This is a genomic window from Vibrio mytili (genome assembly GCF_000830505.1).
Classification (GTDB): domain Bacteria; phylum Pseudomonadota; class Gammaproteobacteria; order Enterobacterales; family Vibrionaceae; genus Vibrio; species Vibrio mytili.
Genome location: NZ_JXOK01000078.1, coordinates 1 through 11693, shown reverse-complemented (window position 1 = coordinate 11693; position 11693 = coordinate 1). Strand labels below are relative to the sequence as shown.

Here is an 11693-nt window from a genome sequence, read left to right as displayed (position 1 = left end):
CCATGAATGACTACAAAACTATTTTCACACGCAACACCGATAACTTAAACGGAACAACCAGAGCCCGAAATGAAGTAAAAACTCTGGTTACAAAAATCCTGGAGATGTCTAATGGCTAAGGATTGGATAACAGAATCAAAATCTGACTCAAAGAGCAGCTGGGAGTCAGGTTCAAATAATAAAGAAGTAAAAATGGGCAGGCCTTCTATTCCTGAAGAGAAAAAAAGAAAGCCCAGGTTTACTATGAATATGAATGACTCTGAATATAAGTTAATAGAAGAAGCAGCTGAACAGCTTGGTGTTCCAGTCGCTGTTTATATAAGGCAGCAAGCACTATTAGCCGCAGAGAAACAAATGTCGCAAAAGAGCCAACACATTAAAAGTACTTTATAAGTATTTTAAAAATACTTATAAAGTACTTAATATATTTATTTAACTAATTCTCAATTTGGCATGCCAAATTGAACTTCCCGCTCTCTCTATAGCACAAGCCATAGCCTTTTTTTGGCGACTGTGACACTCTTAGTTAAAAACCAAAAAGAACACCTCTGTAGCCCCCAATTTTAAAGGGGTCTCTGTTAGGCTTTTTCTTTTGGTCCTTTACTAATTCATCTTGTATATATAGCGCAGTGTGACATGAATAATTTGGTTCATAAATACCTAAAAAAACACGGACCAGCTTTGAGCTCTGAAATAACGGAGTACCTAGTTAACACGTTGAAACTAACTCCGGATGCTGCGAGACAAAGAGTGTCTAGGGCTGGCGAGGACATTTCACGATTAGATCTGTCGTTCCCGAGACGAGCCAAATTGGCTGAAATACCGTTTAGGTCACTAAATTACGATAAATTTCCGTAACCAATTGTTTTTAATGCTATATAACTACGTTTTTCATCTGTTTTAAGCTTGCGGCAAACAGGCTTCTACTTTCAGGGTTAAATTCATAAATTCCCATAAAATTAATGTGCGCCTATGAAATGACTGAGCCAGTAGATATTGATTCAATTACCTCAGCGCGTTCATCCTGGGAGTTGAGCGACACGCAGTAGTCAGATAAAAACAGGTAATTCCACAATATGATGATATTACGCAGTAACGTGTTGCTAGCCATAACCAGCTGTATTTCATCCTGCAAGCCTACTTGAAGCTTTCCATTCCTACCGAACAATACCTTGTCCGCTAGCTTCTGCCCGAGTTCAACCCTATTCAGCTGCTTTTGTATATTCTGTCTAAGCTCTTCATCATCGATGTAATTCAAGATGAAGTGGGTCTTCAGTAGTCTTCCAAATTCTTTAAATGCTTTGTATAAAATATTGTCCCGTTCGCTACCAGATAACATTTTCAGCATTTGTGAAGCGCTACAACGCATTAACTTCATTGATGCCATAAGTCGTAAAATGTCGTCCCAATTTTCCAATATCAATTTCTTATTAATTTGTGTTTTGGGATCCAATGGAGAATCGAAATGCTTCTGGGTAGTTTTGGAATCATAGGCATACAGCGTTTGACTATGAACGTTCTTTATTCGAGGTGCGAAGGCAACATCCATGAAGTGCAAACCTGCAAACACCGCTTCTAAAGTTGAGAAACTTATTTATGATGAAAATGCTGGGCTGAAGCTGTTAGCCTACATATTTAATGAGGAAGATAGCGACTTCGAAAACAATATTAGAAAGGGAGCTGCACAGCTATCTTTAGTTGAATTTGGCGAACAAAAGAGACTCTCTGGTCACTTTTGGACTTATGCCGGAACAAAGGGAAAACTAGAAGTTAAGCTAATAGACTCTAAATTAGTAGTAGACGATTTTTCTACAGCAATTCGTTATTGGGAAGTGAGTGAAGATTGGTTGACTTAATTTGGGAGCCTGGCGGCTAGCAATCAATTATTAGCGATATCCAAAATTAAGAATCTGAATCAAAGTTCCAATTCAGACTTAGCTACGCATGCCGAGCAAATACTCAACAAATGGGGTTTGAGCCAGCCACAGAAAAATAATCTACTTGGCTCGAATTCGTTTTTAGATGTTTCAGAACTTGAAATTACCTGTGAGCTCAGAGAGCGATGCCGCCTGATAACAGCAATAGATGAGTCATTAAAAATCTGTTTCAATTCTGAAGAGAATATTAATGGTTACATGAGGATGGTAAATCACAACCATGCGTTCAATGGAGCAAGACCTCTCGATTTAGCGCTTGAGAGCCTTGATGGTCTCAAAATGGTTGACCTGGAAATCGCAAAATTAATCAACATCTAACTCTCGCACAGACTTAAATTAACTGCGATCGACGACGTAAATAATTCTCATTTGCTATGTGTGAAAAATAAGTTTTGTTTAGGAAAAGCCTTCTTACGACATGCTATTTAGCCAGCGATTAATACTTCAGCCTCGGTTAGAACTGAATGCCTCGGCAAATGACGTACCAGACTTTGGAGTTGGGCAGGGAATTAATGATTTACAATTGGGTATAAGACTGCGGTATGAATTCGAAAGAGAAATCGCTCCTTATATTGGGTTCCGATGGCAACGTCAATTTGGTGCTACAGCAGATTATACACTACAGGAAGGAAATTCAACGGAGTTCATGGAAGTTATATTAGGTATTCGCGTCTGGTTTTAGTTCTATTTAGCAATTAAAATTTCGAGTAAGTTGCTTCTTTAAGAGCAATGGATGAGAGCGGTCTTTGGGGACGACCGGTAACTTAAGCCTTATTACCATTTAAAATTAATTGCGCGGCTAATTTAATATTAAACCAATACCCCAAAAAATTGCCCAACCATGTAAGTCATTATCATGGCTAGGGCTCCCCAAAATAAAACTCTTATTGCAGCCCTAAGGATGGGAGCTCCTCCTGCCTTTGCAGCAATGGTTCCCAGAGAAGCTAAAAACAGAAGAGATAATATTGCAACGGACTGGATGATCCACTGATGAGGAACCAACCAAGCAGCGATAAGTGGCAATAAAGCGCCAAGAGTGAAGGTGATTGCTGAATAAAAAGCTGCTTGTAGAGGTCTGGCTATTGAAATATCGGTTATCCCGATTTCGTCACGAGCATGAGAGCTAACGAATCGTACGCCATTAACTGTTCAGCAACCTGTTTAGCTAAGCCTGCATCTACACCACGTTGTTCATATATGTATGCAAGTTCGTTAAGTTCAAACTCATAATTGCTCTTAAGGGATTCTTTTTCTTGTTCTAAATCTGCTTTTTCAGTGTCAGATTGAGAGCTAACTGAAACATATTCACCAGCAGCCATGGACATGGCACCAGCAACCAGACCTGCAACGCCTGCTAATACAATACTTTGCTGCGTCGCCTCAGCTGAAGCAACACCTATAATCAAACTTGCAGTCGACACGATACCATCATTGGCTCCTAATACTGCGGCTCTCAACCACCCTGAACGATGGGACCTATGTTCTTCATGAATGCTCACGAAAATTCCTCTGTATTGCTTTGTTAACCTACATGTTAGTTAAAGAAATTATGGAAAACTAGGCGTAAAAATGCTATTACATTGCCATATAAGACATAAGTACGATAAAACTTTTGGTTTATAGGGCATCGATATGATTGATAGTGTTCGAAGATTTTCTAAATTGAACCCTCTTTTTCCACACTATTGGTGAAATAATGAAAACTCGAGTTTACGATTTACCTACAAGGTGCTTCCATTGGCTTTTTGCTGGTTCTTTTATTGCCGCCTTTACCATCTCAAATACAGTTGATGATGACAACCTGGCCTTTTCTTATCATATGATTTTTGGCTTAATAATGGTCTTCAGCGTATTATTGAGGGGGATCTGGGGAATAATTGGCAGCAGGCACGCTCGGTTTACCGATTTTTCCTTGAATGTGTCCGGATTGGTTGCATATCTTAAAGGAATATTAACCGGAACAAATAGAACGTGGGTCGGTCACAATCCTGCATCTAGTTGGGCTGCATTGGTAATGATGATATTGGCCTTGGGCTTAGGGGGAGTTGGTATTTTGATGGCTACCGGAGTTGTAGGGGAGTCTTGGAAGGAGGTTCACGAGCTATTGGCCAATACTTTTATCGTTGTGGTCATTTTGCATATAGCTGGTGTTATTCTTCACCAACTCAAACATAAAGATTCGATCGGTATGAGCATGGTAACGGGTTACAAACGAGACTTAGCCGAAACCACTGAGTCTGTCTCTAGGCATTTCGGGATTGGTCTCTTATTTTTGTTTTTGATCGCAGGCTTTTCGGCATACTTAGTTGGGAATTTTGACCAACCCTCAAGGACGTTATCTGTGTTCGGAACTAAGCTTCAGCTAGCAGAAAATGAAGGAAATGAGCACGAAGAATATGAGAGACATGAAGAGTATGAAAAACACGACTGAGAATGAGAAATAAAGAGCGAGTTTTTTTATTAGCCACCTTCGGTTTAATTGGCGCTATGGTCGTTACTGACTTAATCACAGACTTTGATGAAGGCGTGCCATTTTGGCACGTCTTTATTGAGGCAAGCGCTGGATTAATGGCAATTATTGGCGTTATTTTTGTTCTTAAAAATATGCTGAATTTAAGAGTAAGTTTATCCAAAGAAAAACTAAATTCTGCTGCATATAAGCGTGAAGCTGAGCAATGGCGTTCTCAGGCGAAAGAACACATAGATGGAGTGTCCCTGATGATAGAAAATCAATTATCAGCATGGGGACTTACTCCGGCCGAAAAACAAGTGTCTTTTTTGTTGCTGAAAGGTTTTAGCTTGGTTGAAATTGGTGAGTTTCGGAATACATCAGAGAAAACCGTAAGAACTCAGCTTAGCGCCATTTACGCAAAAGCAGGTTTAAAAAATAGAGCTGAGTTTGCTGCATTTTTCTTGGAGGATTTGCTTCCTGGCTCTAATGTAAAAGCATGAATTTTCTCGACAACCATTAACGGGTTCTACCCAGATTTTACGGACACATCCATAAAGAGGCATACTGTGCCTGAAAGGAGTGTCTATGACCAAACGAAGAAAGTATTCCCCAGAGTTCAAACGCGAAGCGGTATTACTTGCCCAGCAGCCCGATGCCAGTTGTCGCCAGATTGCATTGGATATCGGTATCAATCCCAATCTCCTGAGTCGCTGGAAGCGTGAAGCTGAGCAATCTAAAGATAAAGCATTCAAAGGCAGCGGCTCCCCTCGTGATGAGGAGATGGCAAGATTGAAACGAGAACTTGCCAAAGTTAAAAAGGAACGGGATTTTTTGCGCGAAGCGGCAACGTTCTTCGCCAAAGTGGTCGATAAACGTATAAACAAACTCGGCAACTCCCATACGATATCTAGCCGCCTCTATTACCTGAACTGCCTTGCGGATTTCACTATGTACTTGCGACATTCATTATCCCCTCTGTTTAACTTAATTCACAGTATCATAATATAATCCCATAAACATAGCAATTTAGACCATCATGCAATACCGGATACAGCTCCAATCCCCTCCACCACCGAGAAAACTGAAAGTACACCTCCCCCCTAACCACCTTGCTAGACCTCTCTTTTTTTCTCTCTTTTTCTCTATTTATCTCTCTCTTTCTAAATTCGGGGGCGAGCCCCGGCTCAACAAAGCCGAAGGAGGAGCGTTAGCGACGACCGAGCTTATACCCCACTTTGCATGATGGTCTAAAGACGGCTAAAATGTAATCAATGATCCGTCAGAACAACGTAAGGAACAAGTGATGAGCCAGATAAAAACGCTCTTTGACGAAGTGACACTTAATCTGTCTCGTCTGAACAAACTACTAACGAGCACTATGCCAAGCATGGCGATAGTAAGCCGGATACCTCCAGTACATAAAGGCAATGAGCATGAGGTTATAAAGCTCGTCATGCCCGAACACCATTCCGGCATGGCCGCTATGAAGCTGGCGGGTAAAGGCTACATGGACTTGCACATCAAACACCCCTACTCGCAGAAATCTGCCAGACGGTATGTTGGCGTGATCCACCTGCTGCCCTCTAACCCTAACAGCGCTGAGATTGTTCAGTTGATACATAGCATCAACAAAGGCAAGGCAGACATCGAGGAGTTGGTGATCACTGAAAACGAAACCCGGCAAGCACGGTTCAAGGCAATCCATGACAACTGTCCTGGCGTCATGACGAAACATCTCTACAGGCAAATCCACTGCCTAGTCGATGCTGACGTCAAATCAGTGAAGTTCAGCTGGCAGAGAAAAGATGCTTTGCACCAACCGGACAAAGCAGCACTACTAACCCAAATGATCAAAGAACTGGAGCGAGCCAACCCTGAGAACGAGTTGCCCCTGACCCAGCTCATCAAGAAAGTCGCCAGCGCCCCGGATATGACACTGAGAATTCGTCGGGATGTTAAAGTACAGCCAGCGGCCAATGTGGTAAAACTCTCTGGGCATAAAACCATGACTGCTCCGTTGCCGATCATCGTGGTACAAGATGAACCCTTCAAGGCTGGACAGATCGCTTCGTTTGTGGCCGCAGTGGAGAGAAAGCAACGCTCGGACAAACAAAGCTCAACTATCCTTGGCACGTTCGCTGGCCGACAAATAGAGCAGATAGCTCCCAAAAAGTTAAATAAAGAAGATTCAAAGTAAAACGAAGACAGAAGAAATTGATATCAGTTGTTCGGTTAAACCGAACACTGATGCTTTTAAGGATTGTTAGATGTTGTCGTCAATAGCCCAATAGGGGTCAGTTTGGATATCGAAAATTATTGTACGTTAAGGCTATTTTTTGACCTTTCGGCTTTAGCTGGTCTCAGCCGACGAAACTTACCAGAAGCCGGTATCCGGTTGCTTTTCCAGATATAATCGCCTGTCAGATTGATATGCTCCCAGCCTAATGGCGACAGATGCGACAGCAGTTGCTCGTTGATCTTCAGCCCCTTACGTTTCAGGGCATCGATCGCTCTTTCCATATACACGGTATTCCACAGCGAGATCGCAGCCGTCAGCAGCGTCAGCCCGCTGGCGCGATAGCTCTGATTTTCCGGTTTTCGGTCCCTGATTTCTCCCAGCCGGTGCAGGAATACCGCACGCGCCAGCGCGTTACGGGCCTCACCTTTATTCAGTCCCGCCTGGACCCGCCGACGAAGTGCCGGATCGCGGAACCAGTCGAGCATAAACAGCGTTCGTTCAATACGGCCAATTTCCCTCAGTGCTTTGGCAAGTCCGTTTTGCTTGGGGTAGCTGGCCAGTTTTTTCAGCATCAGGGATGCCGTCACGGTTCCCTGCTTTATCGAAGTTGCCAGGCGCAGCACTTCACGCCAGTGAATTTCGATCTCTTTCAGATTCAGGCTGGTTGTTGATATCAGTGACTGAAGAACCGGGTATTGGTCTGCTTTCCCTTTGATAAACAGCTTCTTGTCGTGGAGATCCCTGATTCGTGGACAGAACGCAAAGCCCAGCAGATGCATCAGAGCAAAGACATGATCGGTGAAACCAGCTGTATCGGTGTAATGCTCCCTGATTTCCAGGTCGCTTTCGTGATACAGCAAGCCATCGAGAACATGGGTTGAATCCCTAACCCGACTTATTATGCAGGTGTAAAACGGGCTGTATTGATCCGAAATATGGGTATAAAACTGACGTCCAGGCTCCTGCCCATATTTTGGGTTAACCTGCCCTGCGTAGCGGCCTGAGCTGCCTGTTCTGAAATTCTGTCCATCTGATGATGACGTTGTTCCGTCTCCCCAGAATGCCGCCAGTGGTCTTTTTCCCTGCGCATTTACCAGCTCAGCAAGAGCGGCTGAATAGGTTTCGTCGCGGATGTACCATGCCTGAATATCTTCGAGTGATGATTTGGTGCTCCCGGGGCAGGCTTCTGCCATTTTGGTCAGGCCAAGATTGATGCCATCCGCAAGAATGGTGGTGAGGAGCAGGCGGGTATCGGGACGGGTAATGTCATTTTTTATATGTGAAAAATGACGGGTAAACGTCGTCCAGCTGTTTACCTCGTCGAGAATTTCCGTGATTTTAGGTCGCGGTAGCATGCTGTAAACCAGTTCTGCCAGCGGTGAAACCTGTGCCGGAACGCAGTTATCCAGCGGAGAGACTTTTACGCCCTTGTCAGATATTTCCACATCGGGCAATTCACCAAGGGCAGCCATAGCATTAACCTCTTCAAGTCTGGACTGAAGTAGGGTCATACGGCTGGTAATGTACTCATGATAATCAGCTGATACGGGCAGTGGCAGCGCCGGTGTGAGTTTGTCAAAGTCCTTTTCGGGAATGAGGTAATCATCAAAATTTTTGTAGCGGCGTGAGCTTTAACCCAGATGTCCCCGGAGCGCAATGCACCCTTAAGCTCGCTGAGCGCACAAAATTCATAGTACTGCCGGTCAATACCCGCAGGTGTAATCACCACCTTGCGCCAGCTTTCAGGGACAAACTCAAGCGGCGCAGTCGCCGGAACTTTACGTGACTGCTTCCGGTACATATCCTTGATCACAACCAACGCATCAGCCAGAGGTTGCGCTGCCGGGGTGGCGACTAACTGTAAAGCGGACAACATGCGCGGGGCATATTTCCGTAATGTGCTGTATTTCTCAGTAATAATATGCAGCGGGTCAAAATTATTTTTCCTGGCGAGATGGCGTGTTTCCTCCAGACTGGCGACAAATTGAGGCCATGGCAGTATGTTTTCTATTGCGAGCCATGGATCGCCACCGGAGTCGCGGGCATCAGACAGCGCCTGACCAACATCGATGTACTGCCTCAGTTTGGACTGGATCAGCTTTCCGGTCTGCTGAAGGCGCTCAGCCTGTGTTCTTTTGGCTTTGCTGAAAAGGCTGTTCAGCATTCGCTCATGCAGCTCAATCACTTCGTCTGTCAGTGTGGCTCTGGCTTCTTCCAGCACGCAGACCAGGATCGCATGACGGCGGGTTGCTGAAAATCGGGTCAAATCCCGGCTACTCATCTTTCGGCCTTCCCGCGCCAGTTTCAGCAACCGGTTCTGGTGAATGGTACGATCTATACCTTCAGGTAATGCCAGCGATTCAATGCTGCTGAGCCGATCAAGATGTTGCAGCACGTTCTTACCATTGATTTTACCCGGCGGTTGCAGAAGCCATGTCAGCCTGGAAGGCTGATTATCTGATGATTCAAGTAAACGATCCAGGGCATCCCTGTGCGCCGTAGTTAACGGGGCATTCAGAGTCTGAAATACGATTTTATCTCCGCCAGCCATGGCCTCCGCACAGGTACGCTCCACCACATCAATTGCGGGAATTATCACGTTGTTCTGCCGGAGCCAGACCAGTAACTCTTCGGCCAGGAGAATACCTTTATCGGTGCGCGTCGCCATCGACAACAGGTGCGTAATACAGTCCTGCTGTATTTTGCCGGTGAACGCCTTTACGCCAAGATAGCGGTACAGTTCGGTTAAATGCTCACGCCGGGTCGTATCCCTGCCGGAAAGGTAAGCAGGCCAGAGATCCCAGGTAAGATTTAGCCTGCTGGCGATATGCTTCAGTAGCGCATCAGAAGGCGGGATTTTTTTATCCGGAGCAAAGCCGACATTTTTCAGGTAGCAAAGAAGGACGGCAAAACCAAAACGGCTGGCAGGTTTACGGTGAGCACTGATAAGTGCCAAATCATGCTCACTGAAATAGGCCATTCGGGTCAGCGTTAACTCATCGTCTGGCAATGCCAATAATGATTCTCTTTCCGACAGAGAAAGAATCTGCCTCCTTGCCATATAGTTTCCTTCATAAATTATTCGGTTCGGTATTTTTAACAAAAATGCTTATCGCATAAGGGTACACCTTGACGCCACAACCAAAACGTGACGGCACACGATAAATGACATAACCTATATGCGATAGAATAAATGCAATAACCTAAATGCGATAACGCGGTGGGAAAATGTTCATCAGAGCTTATTTAAGGGCATCGACGGAAGACCAGTTCGCCGATCGGGCAAAAGAGATGCTGGAGCAGTTCGTCCAGGAACGGGGGCATAAAATCGCCAGCTACTACCGGGAAAATATCAGTGGCACAAAACTTGAGCGCCCGGAACTAGGGCGCTTACTGATGGACAGTCACCACAATGATATTTTATTGGTCGAGCAGATAGACCGTCTGACACGTCTCAGCAACAGCGACTGGATGACGCTAAAAAAACAGATAGAACAACATGAGCTGCGAATTGTCAGTCTTGATGTGCCCACATCATGGCAGGCACTGTCAGATAAGGACCCTTCGCAGGCCGACCCGATAACCCGCGCAGTAATAACCGCCATCAATAACATGCTTATCGATCTGATGGCCGCAATGTCACATAAGGACTGGCTGAGCCGCCGCCAGCGGCAAAAACAGGGAATCGAGCGGGCTCATACAATTGGAAAGTACCGGGGTAAGCAGGCCGATCAGGAACGGCATCAGAAAGTCCTGTACTACCGGCAGGTAAAGAAACTGAGTATCCGGGAAACGGCGGATGCTACAGGCTACAGTGCTTCACAGGTTTGCCGGATACAAGCGCTTCATAAAAATAATGAAACTGCCTGAAAGGCTGGAATAACGGTGTTTATTTGCAGTCATGGCCTAATAGTTAGCGCCCTGTAACAACTTTTGTGATTAGCAGCCTGACGCATCATCTATGTAAGGAAAGTCCGCTGTGTGCCAGAAGCGGACTTTTTAAAAATATTGCGTGCCCAACAATTGGGCGCAGGTCACATCAAGTACCCTCAGAATTATAGAGAATACCTGAAATTTTTGTAGAGCGAGGTTTGTTACCCTGCCCGACCAGCGACATGTGGTTAGTTTAGTGATCAGAAATGTCGAGCGTTTGGTCGTTCATTGACGCGGGATCTTCCAACGGTTCCACATGAGTGGTGATATGGATAAAAGGCAGTGCGGTGCGGATATCATTCTCTATACGCTCGGCCCAGTCGTGCCCATATTGAACAGTCCATCGCCCAGGAACTAGGATGTGCATTGTCATAAACGCCCGCCCGCCAGCCTGGCGTGTACGTAGTGCATGGAAATCAAGCCCCTGTTCACGATATCCTGCCAGCAGTGACTCGATTTTTTTGAGTTCTTCCGTGGGTAGCGATACGTCCATCAGACCTGCAGCTGAACGACTCATAAGCTGATAACCAGTCCAAACGATGTTGGCTGCGACCAGCAATGCAACGATCGGATCGACCCAAAACCAGCCGGTCAGATAAACCAGTCCGACACCAAAAATGACACCGACCGACGTCCAGACATCGGTCAGCAGGTGATGAGCATCTGCCTCAAGAGTGATAGAGTTGTGCTGCCTGCCAGCCCTTAACAAAATGCGAGCCGTCACAAAATTAAGGATTGATGCGACTGTTGAAACCAGTAATCCGAGACCAATCTCCTCAAGCGGCTGTGGAGTTAACATCCGCTCAACTGCGGTATAGGCGATACTGGCTGCCGCCAATAGGATCAGAAATCCTTCGAAAGCACTCGAGAAATATTCGGCTTTGCCGTGCCCATATGCATGGTTCTCATCGGCCGGAAGCGCAGCCAAGGTCAGCATCCAGAGCGCCATTAGGGCTCCTGCGAGGTTAACTACGGATTCGATGGCATCAGATAGCAGACCGACCGAACCGGTCATTTTCCACGCCACACCTTTGAGTCCGATAGTGGCAATAGCCGTGGCAATGGAAAGCCAAGCGTAGTGCGTCAGCGGACGAGGTAACCCTTTTGTTTTAGTCATTATTAACTTCCTCCC

At 45.5% G+C, this 11693-nt stretch carries 9 protein-coding genes and 3 pseudogenes; 8 read left to right on the top strand and 4 right to left on the bottom strand.

Annotated features, from left to right (window positions below; genetic code table 11):
* Positions 1-111 precede the first annotated feature (111 nt).
* On the top strand, positions 112-393 hold the full coding sequence (locus SU60_RS18635) for a hypothetical protein (protein ID WP_041156843.1): 282 nt from the start codon (positions 112-114) through the stop codon (positions 391-393).
* A gap of 577 nt (positions 394-970) precedes the next feature.
* Here SU60_RS18635 and SU60_RS18630 read toward each other — a convergent pair.
* Entirely contained in the window at positions 971-1549 is a 579-nt protein-coding gene (locus SU60_RS18630; RefSeq protein WP_041156842.1) for a Tn3 family transposase, read from the bottom strand.
* Between SU60_RS18630 and SU60_RS18625 the strand changes: the two genes are divergently transcribed.
* Together SU60_RS18625 and SU60_RS18615 are read left to right on the top strand one after the other, a co-directional pair.
* Positions 1548-1856, top strand: a complete 309-nt coding sequence (locus tag SU60_RS18625; RefSeq protein WP_052481564.1) for a hypothetical protein — start codon at positions 1548-1550, stop codon at positions 1854-1856. The genes SU60_RS18630 and SU60_RS18625 overlap by 2 nt on opposite strands.
* 499 nt (positions 1857-2355) lie before the next feature.
* The gene (locus SU60_RS18615; protein ID WP_041156840.1) at positions 2356-2619 is read left to right on the top strand and encodes a copper resistance protein B; all 264 of its coding nucleotides are present in this window, start codon (positions 2356-2358) and stop codon (positions 2617-2619) included.
* Positions 2620-2747: 128 nt separating this feature from the next.
* Here the strand turns inward: SU60_RS18615 and SU60_RS18610 are convergent.
* A pseudogene (locus SU60_RS18610) lies at positions 2748-3358 on the bottom strand (VIT1/CCC1 transporter family protein).
* Positions 3359-3633: 275 nt separating this feature from the next.
* Here SU60_RS18610 and SU60_RS18605 point away from each other — a divergent pair.
* From SU60_RS18605 to SU60_RS18590, 4 genes and pseudogenes are all read left to right on the top strand, one after another.
* A complete protein-coding gene (locus tag SU60_RS18605; protein WP_041156839.1) occupies positions 3634-4368 on the top strand; it encodes a cytochrome b/b6 domain-containing protein in 735 nt (244 codons plus the stop codon).
* Positions 4369-4370: 2 nt separating this feature from the next.
* Positions 4371-4889 (top strand): helix-turn-helix transcriptional regulator, encoded by a 519-nt coding sequence (locus SU60_RS18600; RefSeq protein WP_041156838.1) that lies wholly within the window; start codon positions 4371-4373, stop codon positions 4887-4889.
* 85 nt (positions 4890-4974) lie between these two features.
* A pseudogene (locus SU60_RS18595) lies at positions 4975-5249 on the top strand (transposase); the annotation flags it as partial.
* 443 nt (positions 5250-5692) lie between these two features.
* A complete protein-coding gene (locus tag SU60_RS18590) occupies positions 5693-6586 on the top strand; it encodes a DNA replication terminus site-binding protein (protein WP_041156837.1) in 894 nt (297 codons plus the stop codon).
* A 116-nt stretch (positions 6587-6702) separates the two neighbouring features.
* Here SU60_RS18590 and SU60_RS18585 read toward each other — a convergent pair.
* Positions 6703-9689 (bottom strand): annotated as a pseudogene (locus SU60_RS18585) (Tn3 family transposase).
* Positions 9690-9856: 167 nt separating this feature from the next.
* Here SU60_RS18585 and SU60_RS18580 point away from each other — a divergent pair.
* The gene (locus SU60_RS18580) at positions 9857-10498 is read left to right on the top strand and encodes a recombinase family protein (protein WP_001567361.1); all 642 of its coding nucleotides are present in this window, start codon (positions 9857-9859) and stop codon (positions 10496-10498) included.
* A gap of 256 nt (positions 10499-10754) precedes the next feature.
* On the opposite strand, the gene SU60_RS18575 is transcribed toward SU60_RS18580, so the two are convergent.
* Positions 10755-11678 carry a cation diffusion facilitator family transporter gene (locus SU60_RS18575; protein ID WP_000167917.1) on the bottom strand — a complete coding sequence of 308 codons (924 nt, stop codon included), beginning with the start codon at positions 11676-11678 and terminating at the stop codon, positions 10755-10757.
* Positions 11679-11693: the final 15 nt, after the last annotated feature.

Bases quoted from the DNA above. Each gene is read 5' to 3' on its own strand.
- SU60_RS18580 (WP_001567361.1), top strand. From the start codon at position 9,857: ATGTTCATCAGAGCTTATTTAAGGGCATCGACGGAAGACCAGTTCGCC.
- SU60_RS18625 (WP_052481564.1), top strand. From the start codon at position 1,548: ATGAAGTGCAAACCTGCAAACACCGCTTCTAAAGTTGAGAAACTTATT.
- SU60_RS18615 (WP_041156840.1), top strand. From the start codon at position 2,356: ATGCTATTTAGCCAGCGATTAATACTTCAGCCTCGGTTAGAACTGAAT.
- SU60_RS18630 (WP_041156842.1), bottom strand. From the start codon at position 1,549: ATGGATGTTGCCTTCGCACCTCGAATAAAGAACGTTCATAGTCAAACG.
- SU60_RS18600 (WP_041156838.1), top strand. From the start codon at position 4,371: ATGAGAAATAAAGAGCGAGTTTTTTTATTAGCCACCTTCGGTTTAATT.
- SU60_RS18605 (WP_041156839.1), top strand. From the start codon at position 3,634: ATGAAAACTCGAGTTTACGATTTACCTACAAGGTGCTTCCATTGGCTT.
- SU60_RS18635 (WP_041156843.1), top strand. From the start codon at position 112: ATGGCTAAGGATTGGATAACAGAATCAAAATCTGACTCAAAGAGCAGC.
- SU60_RS18590 (WP_041156837.1), top strand. From the start codon at position 5,693: ATGAGCCAGATAAAAACGCTCTTTGACGAAGTGACACTTAATCTGTCT.
- SU60_RS18575 (WP_000167917.1), bottom strand. From the start codon at position 11,678: ATGACTAAAACAAAAGGGTTACCTCGTCCGCTGACGCACTACGCTTGG.